At 60.0% G+C, this 17,115-nt stretch carries 20 protein-coding genes; 17 read left to right on the top strand and 3 right to left on the bottom strand.

All coding sequences use genetic code 11. From position 1 onward, the window contains the following. Positions 1-2 precede the first annotated feature (2 nt). The gene (locus K290_RS34145) at positions 3-320 is read left to right on the top strand and encodes an antibiotic biosynthesis monooxygenase family protein (protein ID WP_154668592.1); all 318 of its coding nucleotides are present in this window, start codon (positions 3-5) and stop codon (positions 318-320) included. Between the two features lie 9 nt (positions 321-329). Then, complete coding sequence (locus K290_RS0112405) at positions 330-1,439, top strand: DNA alkylation repair protein (protein WP_028752226.1); 1,110 nt, start codon at positions 330-332, stop codon at positions 1,437-1,439. Positions 1,440-1,453: 14 nt separating this feature from the next. Here K290_RS0112405 and K290_RS0112400 read toward each other — a convergent pair whose 3' ends face one another. The 3 genes from K290_RS0112400 to K290_RS0112390 all read right to left on the bottom strand — a co-directional run bounded on the left by K290_RS0112400 (position 1,454) and on the right by K290_RS0112390 (position 3,516). Then, a complete protein-coding gene (locus K290_RS0112400; protein ID WP_028752225.1) occupies positions 1,454-2,266 on the bottom strand; it encodes a helix-turn-helix domain-containing protein in 813 nt (270 codons plus the stop codon). Continuing rightward, positions 2,263-2,628 (bottom strand): nuclear transport factor 2 family protein, encoded by a 366-nt coding sequence (locus tag K290_RS0112395; protein ID WP_028752224.1) that lies wholly within the window; start codon positions 2,626-2,628, stop codon positions 2,263-2,265. Before K290_RS0112395 ends, K290_RS0112400 begins: the two co-directional genes overlap by 4 nt. A 102-nt stretch (positions 2,629-2,730) precedes the next feature. Then, complete coding sequence (locus K290_RS0112390; RefSeq protein WP_028752223.1) at positions 2,731-3,516, bottom strand: TSUP family transporter; 786 nt, start codon at positions 3,514-3,516, stop codon at positions 2,731-2,733. Between the two features lie 176 nt (positions 3,517-3,692). Here K290_RS0112390 and K290_RS0112385 point away from each other — a divergent pair, with 176 nt between their 5' ends. The 15 genes from K290_RS0112385 to K290_RS0112315 all read left to right on the top strand — a co-directional run. Further along, the gene (locus tag K290_RS0112385) at positions 3,693-4,100 is read left to right on the top strand and encodes a cobalamin biosynthesis protein (RefSeq protein ID WP_028752222.1); all 408 of its coding nucleotides are present in this window, start codon (positions 3,693-3,695) and stop codon (positions 4,098-4,100) included. Positions 4,101-4,312: 212 nt separating this feature from the next. After that, complete coding sequence (locus K290_RS0112380) at positions 4,313-5,272, top strand: nucleoside hydrolase (RefSeq protein WP_028752221.1); 960 nt, start codon at positions 4,313-4,315, stop codon at positions 5,270-5,272. Between the two features lie 308 nt (positions 5,273-5,580). Next, complete coding sequence (gene cobA / locus K290_RS0112375; protein ID WP_028752220.1) at positions 5,581-6,429, top strand: uroporphyrinogen-III C-methyltransferase; 849 nt, start codon at positions 5,581-5,583, stop codon at positions 6,427-6,429. Continuing rightward, positions 6,426-7,733: a cobyrinic acid a,c-diamide synthase CobB gene (locus K290_RS0112370; RefSeq protein WP_028752219.1), complete on the top strand. Its 1,308-nt coding sequence runs from the start codon at positions 6,426-6,428 to the stop codon at positions 7,731-7,733. Before cobA ends, K290_RS0112370 begins: the two co-directional genes overlap by 4 nt. Further along, positions 7,730-8,728, top strand: a complete 999-nt coding sequence (gene cobD, locus K290_RS0112365) for a threonine-phosphate decarboxylase CobD (RefSeq protein ID WP_028752218.1) — start codon at positions 7,730-7,732, stop codon at positions 8,726-8,728. The genes K290_RS0112370 and cobD overlap by 4 nt, the downstream gene beginning before the upstream one ends. Continuing rightward, a complete protein-coding gene (gene cbiB / locus K290_RS0112360; RefSeq protein WP_028752217.1) occupies positions 8,725-9,705 on the top strand; it encodes an adenosylcobinamide-phosphate synthase CbiB in 981 nt (326 codons plus the stop codon). The genes cobD and cbiB overlap by 4 nt, the downstream gene beginning before the upstream one ends. 123 nt (positions 9,706-9,828) lie before the next feature. Continuing rightward, positions 9,829-10,257, top strand: coding sequence for a L,D-transpeptidase (locus K290_RS0112355; protein WP_028752216.1), 429 nt, complete (start codon positions 9,829-9,831; stop codon positions 10,255-10,257). A 183-nt stretch (positions 10,258-10,440) separates the two neighbouring features. Further along, the gene (locus K290_RS0112350; protein ID WP_003495848.1) at positions 10,441-10,725 is read left to right on the top strand and encodes an acyl carrier protein; all 285 of its coding nucleotides are present in this window, start codon (positions 10,441-10,443) and stop codon (positions 10,723-10,725) included. Positions 10,726-10,847: 122 nt separating this feature from the next. Continuing rightward, a complete protein-coding gene (locus tag K290_RS0112345; RefSeq protein WP_028752215.1) occupies positions 10,848-11,321 on the top strand; it encodes a 3-hydroxyacyl-ACP dehydratase FabZ family protein in 474 nt (157 codons plus the stop codon). A 43-nt stretch (positions 11,322-11,364) separates the two neighbouring features. Continuing rightward, entirely contained in the window at positions 11,365-12,570 is a 1,206-nt protein-coding gene (locus K290_RS0112340; RefSeq protein WP_028752214.1) for a beta-ketoacyl-ACP synthase, read from the top strand. A gap of 12 nt (positions 12,571-12,582) precedes the next feature. Beyond that, complete coding sequence (locus tag K290_RS0112335; RefSeq protein ID WP_028752213.1) at positions 12,583-13,869, top strand: beta-ketoacyl-ACP synthase; 1,287 nt, start codon at positions 12,583-12,585, stop codon at positions 13,867-13,869. Between the two features lie 54 nt (positions 13,870-13,923). After that, a complete protein-coding gene (locus tag K290_RS0112330; protein WP_028752212.1) occupies positions 13,924-14,952 on the top strand; it encodes a zinc-binding dehydrogenase in 1,029 nt (342 codons plus the stop codon). A gap of 5 nt (positions 14,953-14,957) precedes the next feature. Continuing rightward, on the top strand, positions 14,958-15,905 hold the full coding sequence (locus tag K290_RS0112325; RefSeq protein WP_028752211.1) for a lipid A biosynthesis lauroyl acyltransferase: 948 nt from the start codon (positions 14,958-14,960) through the stop codon (positions 15,903-15,905). Positions 15,906-16,159: 254 nt separating this feature from the next. After that, on the top strand, positions 16,160-16,810 hold the full coding sequence (locus K290_RS34140) for a PAS domain-containing protein (protein ID WP_154668591.1): 651 nt from the start codon (positions 16,160-16,162) through the stop codon (positions 16,808-16,810). A gap of 71 nt (positions 16,811-16,881) precedes the next feature. Beyond that, on the top strand, positions 16,882-17,115 hold a 234-nt coding region (locus K290_RS0112315), incomplete at its 3' end, for a transposase (protein ID WP_028752210.1).

Genomic DNA, 17,115 nt, shown 5'->3' with positions numbered 1-17,115 from the left:
CGATGACGGGAAAAGTTATGGAATGGGCGCCGTTCAGGCTACGCCCCGACGTATCCGAAGGCGCGCTTCTGGAAGCGGCTGCGAGAATGCAGGATCGTTTTTTGAAGCGGCAGCCCGGCTATCTCAACCGCGAACTGGTGCGCGGCTCAGACGGCAGCTATGTCGATGTCATCTGGTGGCGCTCCCATGCCGATGCGGCAGCGGCCATGCCGAAAGTGCATGCGAGCAAGGATTGCCTTGACTATTTCGATCACATGCAGATCGATTCCGCCAATGCCGGCACCAGCGTGCTGCATTTCGAACAACTGCGGAGCTTTTGAGGAATAGGCATGGCTGAACGCCTGAAGGATCGTTTCGGCGCAGAAGTGCCGGCCCGCATCGCCGATATGATCGGCGCGGTGCATCCGGGATTCGACCGGAAAGGTTTCATCGCCGCGACATTGGACGGATATGAGCCGCTGGAATTGATGGACCGCGGGCGGGCGATCGCGCGCATGCTCAAGGCGTTTCTGCCCGGAGACTATCCCAAGGCGGTCGATATTCTCATTCGGTCGCTGGGGCCGGAAATGGACGGCAGCGATAATTTTGGCATGACGCCGTTTCTTTATCTGCCACACACGATCTTCGTCGCCGATAACGGCATCGAACATTTCGAGTCTTCCATGCGTGCGCAATATGAGCTGACCAAGCGCTTTACCGCCGAATTCTCCATCCGCACCTTCCTCGACAAAAGGCGGGACGAGACATTGGAGCGGCTACGCATATGGACCAGCGACGCCAATGTGCATGTCCGGCGTCTGGTATCGGAAGGCACTCGGCCACGCCTTCCATGGGCACAACGGCTCCGCGCCTTCCAGACCAATCCGGCGCCGGTGCTTGAACTGTTGGAATTGCTGAAGGACGATCCGGAGCTTTATGTCCGCCGCTCCGTTGCCAACAATCTCAACGATATCGGCAAGGATCATCCCTCTATTCTCATCGACACGGTGCGCCGCTGGAGCGTGGATGCGCCTGCGGAGCGTCAGCGCCTGATCCGTCATGCGCTGCGCTCCGCCGTCAAGCGTGGCGAAGCCGACGCGATCGGCGCCATGGGTTATTCCGCCGCCGAAGGCATTCGTGTCGGCAGCGCGCAAATAATTCCGGCAAAGGCGCAGATGGGTAATATCGTCCGCATCGGCTTTTCCCTCGTCAACGACGGAGACGCAGCGCAGTCGCTGTTGGTCGATTTTGCCGTGCATTTCGTCAAGGCCAACGGCTCGGCCAGGCCAAAGGTCTTCAAGCTGACATCGGTTTCATTGGCGCCCGGCGAAACGGCGCAATTTTCCAAAGCATTGCGTCTGGATGACCTGACGACACGCAAGCATTATCCAGGGCTCCATCGGATCGACGCGATGGTCAATGGCGTGGCGATGAACGTGGGGGAATTCGTGTTGGATTAGTGGCTGAGACGGTTTCAGCTACTCCGCGCGACTGCCGCCATCTCTTTTAACGCCTCGGCCGTTGCCTGATCCGCAGGGAAAAGGGATTCGATCGCCAGCTCTGCAAGGGTGATATCGACGGGCGTGCCGAAGATGGTGGTTGTCGAAATGAAAGAGAGGCGTCCGGCGTTGGTGATAAGCTCCAGGGGTACGGCGATACCGGCATAGTCGCGGTTAAGCGAGCTTGGCCTATGCGCGGTCGGTGCGGGATAGGCCGAGAGTTCCTTCAGCAGATCGGAGAGCACTGGATCGCCGGTCGCAATGATCTGCTGGCGCAACCTTTCCAGCAGATGTGCGCGCCATTCGGCGAGATTGAAAATACGCGGTGCAAGGCCCTGCGGATGCAGGCTGAGCCTCAGGACATTCACCGGCGGCTCGAGCAATGTGACATCGGCGACGCCGGAGAGCAGGGGCGCAACCGCGTCATTCGCGGCGATCAGGGTCCAATGCCTGTCGATCGCAAGCGCCGGAAAGGGTTCGTGGCCCTTTAGAATGACGTCGATGGCTCGGCGTGCCGGAGCTAGAGCCGGGTCGTCCAGCGAGCGTTCCGGGAAGACCGGCGCGAAGCCGGCGGCCAACAGCATCGGATTGCGTTCGCGGAGCGGCACGCCGAGCCGTTCCGCAAGATGGATCAGCATCTCGCGGCTTGGAAGTGCGCGTCCGCTCTCGATAAAGCTGAGATGCCGTTGCGATATCTCAGCTTCGAGGGCAAATTCGAGCTGGCTCAAATGGCGGCGCTGCCGCCATTCGCGCAGGTAATCGCCAAGAGAGCGGCCGGGCATCATCATAGGGCGGCCGGGGCCTGATCGAGAAAGCCGTGAACCGTTTTCAGCCGCTCGCCGTCGAGGATGGCGAAGTCCGTGCCCTTGATCAGAGGCTCATCGCCTTCCGCGCCAAGGCTCCAGGAGAAACGAAGGTTGTCGCCGTAGCGATCGGCCGGGCCGGCGAGTTTGAAGCGCAAGCCGGGAAGGCGGGTATGCACGGCGGCGACCAGCGCATCGATCTGCTCATGGCCTTCGCCGCGCATCAGCGGATCGACATAGGTGCAGGATTCCGTCCAAGCCTCAGTGATGAGGGCGCGGCGCCGTTCAGCGTCGGTTTCGTTCCAGACGGCGAGATAGCGTTCGGCAATGGTTGTTGCATCGGTCATCGGGTCAACTCCTTTGGATCGCCTGAACCGTTCAGGCAAAGCGATCATGGGTGAGCCCTTCAGCACTATCAATTACGTGGCAGGTAATCAAAGCCGCCCGTTTTAGAACCCCAGCCAGACGCGAACGGGATTGGTCGGGTCGGCCAGCAGCTTGATGGCGAAGGCGATGCAGACGACCACCAGCAGCGGCTTGATCAGTTTCGCGCCGATGCGCATGGCAAGCCTTGAACCGAGTTGGGCGCCGAGGAACTGCCCAAGCCCCATGGTCAGGCCGACCTTCCAGAGAATGGCGCCGGAGAAGATGAAGACGATCAGGCTGCCGAGGTTGGAACCGAAATTCAACAGCTTCGTATGCGCCGTCGCCTTCAGCATGCCGAAGCCGACGAGTGTGACGAAAGCGAGCATGAAGAACGAGCCCGTCCCGGGGCCGAAGGCGCCATCGTAAAAGCCGATCAGCGGCACGAACGTGAAACCGAAAAGCGTTGCGCTCATGCGGCCATGTTTTTCGACATCGTTTAGATTTGGCTTGAAGGCGAAATAAAGTGCGATGGCGATCAACAGGAACGGCAGGATGATGCGCAGGACATCGCCGGGCATGATCGTCGCCAGTGCTGCGCCCAGCATGCCGCCGACAACCGCCATCAGCGCCATCGGCAATTGCGTGCGAAGCTGCACATGGCCTTGGCGGGCATAGGCGATAGTCGCGGAGGCGGCGCCGCAGATCGATTGCACCTTGTTGGTGCCGAGCGTCTGTAACGGCGGAATGCCGGCAAGCAGCATGGCTGGCACGGTAATCAATCCGCCGCCACCGGCAATGGAATCGACAAAACCGGCGAAGAAGGCGGCGGCGAAGAGCAGAAGCAGCAGATGAAGGGTGATGTCTTGCAAGGCGAGAACTCGAAGGCGTGTGATTTGGTACGTCTTCTTGCACTGCGATTACATTAGGGCAATGGCTGTAGGGACACACCGGGCGAAATTGACGGCCAGGGGAATGATTCTGTAGATGGTCAGGTGAGTGCGTTTTTGCCGTGCCTGACTATAATTGCCGTCGCTGAGGCCCCCACATGACGACACATCTTGAACCTATTGCCCGCCGCTACATCCTCGGCCTCGGCTGCGAGCGCGGTACGGACTGGAACGATGTGCGCCTGCTTGCCGAACGGGCCTTGCGGGACAGCGGGATAGAGGTCACGCAGGTACTGACAATCGCCTCTATCGACACGCGGAGCAACGAGCCGGCGATCCTGGAGACGGCTGCTCATCTTCAACTGCCGTTGCGTTTTTTTGACGCCGCAACGCTGGAGCGCGAGACGCCTCGCCTGAAGAACCCGTCCGAGCTCGTCTTTGCTCGCGTCGGTTGCCACGGAGTCGCCGAAGCCGCTGCGCTGGCGGCCGCCGGACCTATCGCGGAGCTTGTTCTTCCGAAAATCAAGTCCGGCTTTGCCACCGCCGCAATTGCGAAAATCGGCTGATTTTCTGACTCCTCGGCCGCGATTTCTCGCAGTTTGTGACGAATTCGCGTGAGATTGCGTCCGATATTGCAGAAATGGCAGCTGCGGCTATGGTGAGGCATTTCGCCGGTCGCTGCTCGTATGCGTCGCGGCGAGTTCGTGCCATGATCCCAAAAACTGCGGGCAGTCTTTGGATAAGATCAGGGTGATCAAAAGGATAATAAGGAAAAATCATGCATAAGGTCATTTACGACACGGACCCTGGCGTCGATGACGCCATGGCGCTTCTCTTCCTGCATCGCCATTCGGATATCGATCTTCTCGGCGTCACCACGGTGTTCGGCAATGCTTCCGTCGACACGACGACGCGCAATGCGTTGTTTCTGAAGCGCGAATGGAACATTGCGTGCCCGGTTGCCCGCGGCGCCAGCGTTACGTTCGATCCATCGCGAAGGGAACGGGATTGGCCTACCTTCGTGCATGGCCGCAATGGTCTTGGCGATATCGAAGTGCCGGAAACGATCGATCTGTCGACCGATCCGCGTCCGGCCCACCAGTTCATCATCGATACGGTCCGCGCCAATCCGGGCGAGGTGACCCTTGTCGCTGTCGGCCGTATGACCAATCTGGCACTGGCCCTGAAGCACGATCCGGAGATCGCCAAGCAGGTGAAAGACGTCGTCATCATGGGCGGCAATTTCTATGTTCCGGGCAATGTCACGCCGGTGGCGGAAGCCAATATTCACGGCGACCCGGAAGCCGCGGATGCTGTCATGACCGCAGCCTGGAAAGTCGTGGTCGTCGGCCTCGACGTGACCGCGGTTACGACGATGAGCCGCAGCTATCTCGCCGACATGGCGAAGGCCGGCGGCCCGTCCGTGCAATTGCTGTCTGACCTGTCGCAATCCTATATCGACTTTTACAGCCATGCAGTGGATGACGGCATGATGGTGCACGATAGCTGTGCGTGCGTCTATGTCGTGGCGCCGGAATTGTTCGATACTATCGAGGGTTCGGTTCGCGTCGTCTGCGGCGGCATCGCCGACGGCCAGACAATCGTCAAGCCGAACGGCCGACATTTCCCGCCGAACGAATGGGACAATCTGCCGACCCAGATCGTCTGCACCGGCATCCGCTCGCAAGCGGTCATCGACCTGATCCGCGATGTGATTCTCGGCAAGGCGAACCACTGACGCAGATTCGGAGAGGGCGGCTGTTCTGCCTTCTCCGGAAGCTTCCTGTCTGCAGGATCGTCTATTTTTTAATATTATCAAGTTGTTGTACTGGCGTCCTGACAATTCGAGTCAGAGATTTCCAGCGATGCATCGGCTCTTCCTTCCGACGTCTTCGTCGCCCTGGGGAAAGTGAATAGCGCAGCGTTGCTGCTGCTGCGAGCTGATCTACCCTATCATCACGGCAGGGAAATGAGACTCGAAGCCGGAAGGGCCTTATCCCATTCTCAAGATTGCAATTTTGGCCATCCGGGCATAGGACAGGTGGGATGAACGATACTGCATTTTCCAATCTGCCGGCGCTGGAGCCGGGCTCCGTGTGGCTTGTCGGCGCCGGGCCGGGTGATCCCGGGCTTTTGACCTTACTGGCGGCGAAGGGACTGGCCGAGGCCGATATCATCGTGCACGACGCGCTCGTCAACGAGGACTGCCTGAAACTCGCCCATCCCGGTGCGATATTGGAATATGCAGGCAAGCGCGGCGGCAAGCCGTCCGCCAAGCAGCGGGATATTTCCCTGCGTCTTGTCGAGCTCGCGCGGGCGGGCAAGCGCGTTTTGCGGCTGAAGGGCGGCGATCCCTTCGTGTTCGGGCGGGGCGGCGAAGAAGCGCTGATGCTGGTCGAACACGGGATTCCGTTCCGGATCGTACCGGGTATTACCGCCGGCATCGGCGGCCTCGCCTATGCCGGCATCCCTGTCACCCATCGCGACGTCAATCATGCCGTTACCTTCCTAACCGGTCATGATTCCTCCGGTGTCGTGCCGGACGCGATCAATTGGGAAGCGATCGGCAAGGGTTCACCCGTCATCGTCATGTATATGGCGATGAAGCATATTGCGCAGATCAGCGCCAATCTCATCGCCGCCGGCCGTTCGGCCGATGAGCCGGTCGCCTTCGTCTGCAATGCCGCGACGCCAGCGCAGCAGGTGCTAGAGACGACACTCGGTCAGGCCGAAGCCGATGTCGCTGCATCCGGCATGGAACCGCCGGCGATCGTCGTCGTCGGCAAGGTAGTCAAGCTGCGGCCTTCCCTCGACTGGTTGGGCGCTCTGTCCGGCCGTAAGCTTCTGCCGGAAACGGACGTGCGGGCGGGGGCGGGTCACAAGGTGCCGGCATGAGCGGCTTGCTGATTGCCGCGCCGTCCTCCGGTTCGGGCAAGACCACGGTCACGCTCGGTCTCTTGCGCGCGCTGCGAAAACGGGGAATTGCGGTAGCTCCAGGCAAGGCAGGACCAGACTACATCGACCCTGCTTTCCTTGCTGCGGCCAGCGGTTCGCCCTGTCTTAATTTCGATCCATGGGCGATGCGCCCCGAGTTGATTTCCGCCAATTCGGCGCTGCATCGCGCCGGCGGGCGGATGCTGGTCATCGAAGCCATGATGGGTTTGTTCGACGGTGCGGCGGATGGTTCGGGTACGCCGGCCGATCTTGCCGCCTTCCTTGGGCTTTCCGTCGTGCTCGTGGTCGACGCATCGCGGATGTCGCAGTCGATTGCTGCGCTCGTCACAGGCTTTGTCAATTTCCGCGCCGATGTTCGTATCGCCGGCGTCATCCTCAACCGCGTCGGCAGCGACCGGCATGAGGCGATGCTGCGTCGCGCCTTGGAAGCCGTCCGCATTCCCGTGGCTGCCGTCATTCGCGGCGACAAGGAGCTGACGCTGCCGGAGCGGCATCTCGGGCTGGTGCAGGCCGGAGAACATGCCGGGCTGGAGGGGTTTATCGAACACGCGGCGGAGACGATCTCCAAAGCATGCGATTTCGGACTGCTGCTGCGGGCCGCACACCAGAATATCATCCGGCCATCGGCCGCCAACATCGCCCGTTTGATGCCGTTTGGGCAGCGCATTGCCGTGGCGCGCGATATCGCTTTTGCCTTCTGCTATGAGCATATGCTGCTCGGCTGGCGCCGGCGCGGGGCGGAGATTTCGTTTTTCTCGCCGCTTGCCGATGAAGCGCCGGCTGACGATGCCGACGCCATCTATCTGCCTGGTGGTTACCCGGAATTGCATGCGGGCAGGCTTGCGACGGCATCCCGTTTTCAAGAGGCAATGAAGGCCGCCGCCGCGCGGGGTGTGCGAATCTATGGCGAGTGCGGCGGCTACATGGTGCTCGGCGATGGCTTGGTGGATGCCACCGGCATGCGACATGAAATGCTTGGGCTACTGCCTGTCGTCACCAGTTATGAGAAGCGCCAGAGGCATCTCGGCTATCGGCGTGTGGTGCCGCTTGACGGTTCGTTCTTCGATCGGCCGATGACAGCGCATGAATTTCATTATTCGACCATCGTCTCCGAAGGCACGGCCGATCGGCTGTTTGCGGCCAAAGACGCGCTCGGGGCCGATCTCGGCACGGCCGGTCTGCAGCGTGGCAATGTCGCCGGCTCCTACATGCATCTGATCGATCTTGCCGGTGAGGCCGCATGACGAACAGGATCGTACACGGCGGCGGCATCACGGCGGCGGCTCGTCTCTATGGCGGGCGGCCAGAGGACTGGCTCGATCTGTCAACCGGTATCAATCCCAATCCCATTGCGTTGCCGGACATCTCCGTTTCGGCATGGCATCGGCTGCCGGATCAGCATCTGGTGGAGCGGGCGAGGGAGGTCGCGCGGGCCTATTATCGCAGCGGCGATATCCTGCCATTGCCGATCCCCGGTACGCAATCGGCGATCCAGCTACTGCCGCGGCTTGGATCGGCAGGCAGTGTGGCCATCCTGTCGCCAACCTATGGGGAATATGCCCGCGCCTTCGCGCTTGCCGGTATGCCGGCCTTCAAGATTACCGGTGTCGATGATCTCACGTCCGAACAGGGGCTGGTCATCGCCGTCAATCCCAACAATCCGGATGGCCGAATGCTGTCCGTCGGCCGGCTGCGGGAATTGCATGACCGGCTGCAGCGGCGTGGCGGCATACTGGTGGTCGACGAAGCGTTTGGGGATATGGAGCCGGAAAGCAGCCTTGCGCCTTATGCGTCCTCCATGCCGAACCTCATCATTTTTCGTTCCTTCGGCAAATTCTTCGGCTTGGCCGGTCTGCGCCTCGGCTTCGTTATCGCGCAGGTTTCGCTCTTAGAGCGTTTCGAGGATTGGCTCGGACCGTGGGCCGTTTCCGGGCCGGCGCTTTCACTGGCCGCCTCTTCGATGGCGGGCGACACAACCACCATTCGCAACCGCATTTCCGATCGCAGGTCGGCGCTGGATGCGGTCCTTCGCCGAGCTAGGCTTCAGGTGGCCGGTGGCACGGGGCTGTTTGCGCTTGTCGCCGATGATCGTGCAAGCGACATATATTCGCATCTCTGCCGCCATCATATTCTCGTCCGCAAGTTCGACTATGCGCCAAATTGGCTGCGCTTTGGCCTTGCTCCAGACGAGGTGGTGGATCGCAGGCTTGCCGGGGCACTTGAGGCTTATTCGATATGATCATAGACGAACATTTGCTCATCCTCGTTCTGGCATTGCTGTTGGACCGCTTCATGGGCGATCCGGATTGGCTGTGGCGGCGCCTGCCACATCCCGTCGTGCTGTTCGGCAAGGCGATTTCCTTTTTCGACCGCCATTTCAATCTCAGGGATTTGCCGGGCCTGACGCGCCGCCGCAATGGCGTGATGTCGATCATCGCGCTGCTTTTCGGGGCGGTCATTGCCGGCTGGGCCGCACATGGGCTGCTCGGCTTCTTCGGCTGGCTCGGCATCCTTGTCGAGGCGGGCCTGGTGGCGATTTTCCTGGCACAGAAGAGCCTGGCCGATCATGTGGGCGAGGTATCGAAGGCGTTGCGCAGCGAGGGACTGGATGGCGGACGCCGTGCGGTATCGCGCATTGTCGGCCGCGATCCTGAAACGCTGGACGAGCCCGGCGTCTGCCGCGCCGCGATCGAGAGCCTTGCGGAGAATTTTTCCGATGGCGTCGTGGCACCGGCGCTCTGGTATGCCGTTTTCGGCTTGCCGGGCCTGTTTGTCTACAAGATGCTGAATACCGCTGATTCGATGATCGGCCATAAATCCGAGACCTATATCGATTTCGGCTGGGCCGCCGCCCGGCTGGACGACGTCGCCAACTGGCCGGCGGCGCGGCTGTCGATCCTGCTTATTGCCGCCGGCGCACTCGCCAAGAAAGGGATTTCAGCACTCGGCAATACGATCCGCGTTGCGGTTCGTGATGGGGGATTGCATCGCTCGCCGAATTCCGGCCGGCCGGAGGCGGCGATGGCCGGCGCTTTGGATATCCAACTTGCCGGGCCGCGCGTCTATGGCGGTGAGGTCGTGCGCGAACCGATGATCAACGGTTCCGGCCGCGATATAGCGACCGTCAATGATGTCGACAGCGGCATCTCGATCTTCTACTCGGCATGCACCATGCTGACACTCGTCGCCTTTGCGGTCTTCCTGTTGCTGCTGTGATTGATTGGGCTCACGTTAACGAATTGCTCACTATCTGTATTAATCTAGTATAATCAGAGAGCTGATACTTCTTCCCTCCATCGGAATTGTTTCAAAAAGAAGCAAACGATGGAGGGGCGCAAGATGAAACGGATAGTGGCAGCCGCTGCTGCATGTTTATTCCTGCAGTTTCATGCTGTAACAGCACAGGCTGGAACTGTTCTCGCCAATGTTGATGTTCGGTCGCAGACGATGACCGTTTCCGAAGATGGCGTTTTCAAGTATCGCTGGAAAGTATCGACGGCGCGCAGAGGTTATGTCACCCCGACTGGCTCCTATACAGCGACGTGGCTCTCGCGCGATCATCGCTCGAAGAAATACGACAATGCGCCGATGCCCTATGCCGTCTTCTTCAATGGCGGCTACGCGGTGCACGGCACCTACGAACTGAGGCATCTCGGCCAGCCTGCGTCGCACGGCTGCGTACGTCTTGAACCGCGCAATGCCGCCACGTTCTTCTCGATGGCATCGCAGGTGGGATTGAGAAACACCCGCATCATCATCAGCGAGTGATCGCCGCCGCAATACTGCCGTATCTTGCTCGCATGCCGGCGCCTATCCGGCAATTGTGCACCGGAAGTATCTTTGCTGTTTAGGCAACAGTGCTTCGCCAAATTACTGGGGTCTCAGGTGGAAACCATTGGCTTTTGAAATGGATTTCCCTATGAGGAGGGTTGAATTGTCATTTCAAGAGGTATGGGCGTGACTGCTACATTCGACAAAGTTGCCGACATCATCGCTGAAACAAGCGAAATCGACCGTGAGACGATCACCCCAGAGAGCCACACGATCGACGACCTCGGCATCGACAGCCTCGACTTCCTGGACATCGTTTTTGCCATCGACAAGGAATTCGGCATCAAGATTCCGCTGGAACAGTGGACGCAAGAGGTCAACGAAGGCAAGGTTTCGACCGAGGAATACTTTGTCCTCAAGAATCTCTGCGCCAAGATCGACGAATTGCGCGCCGCCAAGGGCTGAGCATCGTTCTTGCTTTTTTTGACGCCCAGCCGCCCTTGAATATAGCGGCCGGGCGGTTTCATTCTTAACTATCGTATCCTGCCCGGGCCACACCGCGTCACCGGGTTGGATCGGAGGCGTTAATGCTGCTGGAATATTTCCAGATGATTGACCGGGTCGAGTCGGTCGATCTGTCCAAGGGTCTTTTGAAGGCGCATTCGGTCGTCCCGGCCAAGAGCCCCGTTTTCGAAGGTCACTTTCCGGGCATGCCGCTCGTTCCCGGTGTCCTGCTGATCGAGACCATGGCGCAGGCGTCGGGCATGCTGGTGCTCGCGGCAACAAAATTCGCCTATATGCCATTCCTGATGTCGGTCGACGGCGCCAAGATGCGCACTTTCGTCGAACCGGAAGCCGAACTCGACATCGAGGCGGAACTGGAGCATGACGGCTCGGGCTTCGCGGTGACGAAGGCGCGGATCACTATTGCCGGCAAGAAGATCTGCGATGCGCAGTTGAAGCTGCGCACCATGCCGTTTAATGAGGTGCCGCTCGCCGATATCGTGCGCAAGCGGGCAGGCGAGGTCGGGCTTCTCGACGCCATCGCCGCCAATGGCTGACGTTTCCGGCTTGCATGGCGCGGCATTCTAAGAGGATTGATGAATGAGCAAGGCTCAGAATGATGTGGTGATCACGGGTATCGGTATCGTCACCTGTCAGGGTGTCGGCAAGGATGCGCATGTCGCCCTGCTGACATCGGACAAGGTGCCGCCGACCACCGTCGAAACCGAGAAATTCAAGCCCTATCCCGTACATCCGCTGCCGGAGATCGACTGGTCGCAGCAGATCCCGAAGCGTGGCGATCAGCGCCAGATGGAAAACTGGCAGCGCATCGGCGTCTTCACCGCCGGCCTGGCATTGGATGATGCAGGCTTCAAGGATGATCTCGAAGCTTGCGGCAGCATGGATATGATCGTTGCCGCCGGCGGCGGCGAGCGCGATATCAATGTCGACACGCTGATCGTTAACGAAGGTCTGAAGCGCAACGACCGCGAATTGCTTCTGAACGAGAAGCTGACCACCGAGCTCCGTCCGACTCTGTTCCTCGCACAGCTCTCCAATCTGCTCGCCGGGAATATTTCCATCGTCCATAAGGTCACGGGTTCGTCGCGGACTTTCATGGGCGAGGAAGCTGCCGGTATTTCAGCGGTGGAAACTGCGTTTCATCGCATCAAGTCGGGCGAATCGAGCCATGCATTGGTCGGCGGCGCGTTTTCGGCCGAACGCCAGGACATGATACTGCTGATCGAATCCGTGAACGCGCATGCGATCGGCGACTGGCATCCGCTTTGGTCCCGCAAGCCGGAAAACGGTGGCGGCATGATCATGGGTTCGCTCGGCGCTTTCCTCGTGCTTGAATCGCGCGCTCATGCCGAAGGCCGTGGCGCGCGCATTTATGCAACAATCGACGCCATCGAAGGCGATCGCGGCAGCCGCGACAGCGGCAAGTTCGAGGCGCGTCTGGAGCGCTTGCTCGCGTCTGCCAAGGACGGCGAGGGCGACAACACCGTCATCTTCTGCGGGACGACGGCAATACCCGATCTCGCCACGCGCGAGAAGGCCGTTCTGGAAAAGCAATTACCCGCATCGGCCATTCGCGGCTATGCCGGCCTTTCCGGGCACGGGCTTGAGGGCCAGTTTCCGCTTGGGCTCGCCTTTGCCGCTCTGGCGGTCGCCAACAAGGCCAAGGTGCCGCCGTTCGACGCCACGCATGAAAAGCCCATGAACGCCGGCGCACGGAAAGCGGTTGTGACGACCGTCGGACATGTGCGTGGCGAAGGCGTCGCTGTACTTTCCGCCGAAGCGTGAGGAGTTAGGATCATGACCGCATCCGCCTACAAGGATCATCTCGGTCGCCCGATCGTCGCCGTTACCGGCATGGGCATCATCACGTCACTCGGCCAAGGGCTGCAGGACAATTGGAATGCGCTTTCTTCGGGCACGTCCGGCATCCACGGGATCACCCGCTTCCCGACCGACGGCCTTTCGACGCGTATCGCCGGTACGGTGGATTTCATCGATATCCCGGCACCCAACGCCGTCGAGCGCTCCTATGCCTTCGCTCGCGAGACCACGATCGAGGCGCTCGCCCAGGCCGGACTTTCCGGTGATTTCAACGGGCCGCTTTTCCTTGCGGCACCGCCGATCGAGCCGGAATGGAGCGCGCGCTTCGAGTTGGCCGACCGCTCGCCGCCATCAGATCATCCGGCCGATGCCTATGAGCGCTTCCTTGCAGCCATGCGTGAGCGCCCCGATCCCGCGTTCCACGAGGCAGCCCTATTCGGCGCCATTTCAGAGCGCCTTGCCGATCGTTTCGGCACGCGCGGCCTGCCGGTAACTCTGTCGACCGCTTGTGCATCGGGCGTGACGGCAATCCAGCTCGGTATCGAGGCAATCCGCCAGGGCCGAACGGCGCGGGCACTGACGGTCGCGACGGATGGGTCGCTTAGCGCCGAAGCGCTGATCCGCTTTTCGCTGCTCTCGGCGCTGTCGACGCAGAATGACCCGCCGACCAAGGCATCCAAACCCTTCAGCAAGGATCGCGACGGCTTCGTCATCGCGGAAGGTGCCGCAACGCTGGTGCTGGAATCGCTAGAGTCCGCACTTGCCCGCGGCGCCAAGATTCTTGGCATCATGAAGGGCGCTGGCGATAAGGCGGATTCCTTCCATCGCACTCGCTCGTCGCCGGATGGCGGCCCGGCAATCGCGACGATCCGCGCTGCTCTTGCCGACGCTGGAATGGCCGAGACCGATATCGGCTACATCAACGCGCACGGCACGTCGACGCCGGAAAACGACAAAATGGAATACGGTTCGATGTCCGCCGTTTTCGGCGATCGGCTGCCGACGATCCCGGTGTCATCGAACAAGTCGATGATCGGTCATACCCTGACCGCGGCCGGCGCGGTGGAAGCGGTGTTCTCGCTGCAGACGATGCTCACCGGCACGCTGCCGCCGACCATCAACTACAACAATCCCGATCCGTCGATCATTCTCGACGTCGTGCCGAACAAGAAGCGCGAAAAGCAGGTGGGCGCCATTCTTTCGAACTCCTTCGGGTTCGGCGGACAGAACGCCAGCCTTGTCATGGCGCTTGAACCGGCTTAATCGGACCTTCGAAGAAAAAGACATTACTGCGCCCGAGGGGCGGGGGATTTTGCCATGCGCGCTTTGCAATTGATCGACGACCGCAAACTTGAGATCACCGATCTGCCGGAGCCAGAGGCCCCGGGTGCGGGTGAAGTGACCCTGCGCGTCAAAGCGGTCGCCCTCAACCATATCGATGTCTGGGGTTGGCGCGGTATGGCGTTCGCCAAGCGCAAGATGCCGCTCGTGATCGGCGCGGAAGCGGCCGGTGTCGTCGAAGCGATCGGGCTAGGCGTTGCCAACGTGCTGCCCGGTCAGCTCGTGTCGATCTACGGGGCGCGTACCTGCGGCCTCTGCCGCCACTGCCGCGAAGGCCGCGACAATCTCTGCGAACATGTCGGCGGCGTGCATGGTTTCCATCTCGATGGCTTCGCGCAGGAGAAGGTCAACCTACCCGCGCGTCTGCTGGTTCCGGCACCTCCCGGTGTCGATGCGATTGGCGCTGCCCTAGCGCCCGTCACCTTCGGCACGGTCGAGCATATGCTGTTCGATAACGCCAAGCTCGAGCCGGGTGAGACGATCCTCGTCCATGCCGGCGGCTCCGGCATCGGCACGGCGGCGATCCAGCTCGCCAAGAAGATCGGCTGCACCGTCATTACCACCGTCGGTTCCGACGATAAGATCGAGAAGGCCAAGGCGCTCGGCGCAGATCATGTCATCAATTACCGCACGGATCGTTTCGAAGGCGTGGTGCGCAAGCTGACCAAGAAGAAGGGCGTCGATGTCGTCTTCGAACATGTCGGCAAGGACACCTGGGCCGGCTCGATGCTGTGCATGAAGCGTGGCGGGCGTCTCGTGACCTGCGGCTCGACTTCGGGCGTTTCCACCGACATGAACCTGATGATGCTGTTCCAGCAGCAGCTCAAGCTGCTCGGCTCCTTCGGCTGCCGCATGGAGAACATGGCGAATGCCATGCAAAAGATGGCGCGGGGGCTGGTGCATCCGGTCATCGACACCGAAGTAAGCTTTGGCGATATCGACCGGGCGCTAGAGCGGATGGAATCGCGCCAGATCTTCGGCAAGATCATCCTCAAGATGGATTGACCGGCGTGAAGCTTTTCCTCACCCGGATCGTGCTTGCCGTCCGGCGTTTTCGCCAATGGCTGATCGCGCAGATCATCTTCGGCTTCCTGAATTTCCTGAAGCTGTTTCCTGCCGATGGAGGCATCAACTTTGCCGATTGGATCACCCGGAAAATCGGGCCCCACATGAGCCGGCACAAGCTGATGCTGACCAATCTGCACAACGCTTTTCCTGAAAAGAGCGAGGCGGAGATCGCCGAGATCGCCCTGGCGAGCTGGGGCAATATGGGGCGGCTGGCGGCGGAGTATGTCTTCCTCGATCGGCTATTCGATTTTGATCCATCCAGCAAGGAGCCGGGCCGCATCGAGGTATCCGGCATTCCGATCTTTCTGGATCTCAGGGATAATCCGCGGCCGTTCATCGTCTTTACCGGACATACGGGAAATTTCGAATTGCTGCCGGTCGCAGGCGCAGCCTTCGGGCTGAAGGTCACCGTGCTCTTCCGTCCGCCGAACAACCCCTATGTGGCAGAGAAGGTTTTTGACTTTCGCGCCAAACGCATGGGCAATCTCGTACCCTCGCATGCGGGATCGTCGTTCACCTTGGCTAGGCAGTTGGAGGCCGGCGGCGGGGTTGGCGTGCTGGTCGACCAGAAGTTTCGCAAGGGACTGAGGACAAAGTTCTTCGGTCGCGACGTCAAGACCAATCCCTTGCTGCCGAAACTGGTTCGTCAGTTCGATTGCGAGGTTTATCCCGCCCGCTGCATTCGTCTGCCCGACAATCGTTATCGGCTGGAAATCGAACCGAGGCTGGAGATGCCCCGGGACGAGCGCGGCAATCTCGATCTGCCAGCGACAGCGCAGATTCTGAACGACAAGGTAGAGAGCTGGGTGAGGGAATATCCCGAGCAATGGTTGTGGTATCACGACCGGTGGAATATCAAGAAGGCTCTTTTTAAGAAATTATTTAAATAAAGCAATTTGTAGCAGAATGAGCCACTGTGAGCCCGATTAGGCTCAAAATTTGACCTTCGGTAAGTCCTGCCTTTCAAGAAATTCGCCTTTTCCGAGAACTTCACTTCGCCAGGATTGAATGTGAGGGTAAGTCATGTTATCTCAACTGCATGAAAGCTTGGCGAGATAGCGGACGCCAGGCTGAAGATCCTTGGTCATGACAGCGTCGGGATGAGGCCCGAGGCTGACCTGTGGGCAGGGACAGGAGGGCAATTGTGCTGGCACTCTTTCATGCCTTCTCCATGAAATGCACCCAGATTCAACGGGCGATCAAACTGGGCGATGATGAACTCGTCGGTTCACTCGATCGCGAATTGGAGCCGCTCGTCACAGCGATCCTGGCCTATAAAGCCACCAGCCTTCTCGAAATGTACATGCAGTTGCAATTCATGAGCAATCTCATCCGTGAGGAATCGGATGACCGCTCGCGGGTGATGCGCAATTCCGCGTCCCTCTCATCGCTGATCGATCGCTATTTCGGAGGTGCCAGCGAGGCTGCGGCCGAGGTGCTGATGGCATTTTCCACGGGAAAGAACGAGCACGAAGGCGAGGTTGCCAGTTTCGACGAGGATAATGTTCTGAATGACGTGATCCTCGACAGCCTGCCGGACCGCGTCGCCGTCATTACGCGCGACTACCGCTATCTCTATAGCAATGCAGCCAATTCCGAATACCTGAAATCAAGGCCGATCGAACTGGTGGGCCGGCATCTTTCCGAATTCATCGGTTCTGAGCTGTTCGAAGGCTGTATCAAGAGCAAACTGGATGCGTGCTTTGCCGGTGAGACGGTCGATTGCCACTATCCGGCCTATCGTCCGATGGATGTGAACAAAATCTTGCAGATCGTGTCCCATGGAGTGGTGTAGCTTGATTTCATAGCCATCGGTGATTTCCGGTAGGGTCGGGTTGCTTAGAGCCAACCTGAGGGACACCACCGATGACCGACGACATGATGAACCTGCGCTCACTCGTTGAGAAGAGCGCTGATGCCGATTTGCTGCGGGAGATGATCGGCTTTGCTGCCGAGAAGCTGATGGCGCTGGAGGTCGGCACGAAGACCGGCGCGGCCTATGGCGAGAAGAATGGCTTCCGGCTGGCCCAGCGTAACGGCTATCGCGACCGGGATTGGGAGACACGGGCGGGCACCGTCGAGCTGCGCATTCCCAAGCTT

It is taken from the genome of Rhizobium leucaenae USDA 9039 (genome assembly GCF_000426285.1).
GTDB classification, from domain to species: Bacteria; Pseudomonadota; Alphaproteobacteria; order Rhizobiales; family Rhizobiaceae; genus Rhizobium; species Rhizobium leucaenae.
This window is presented reverse-complemented; position numbering and strand designations above follow the sequence as displayed.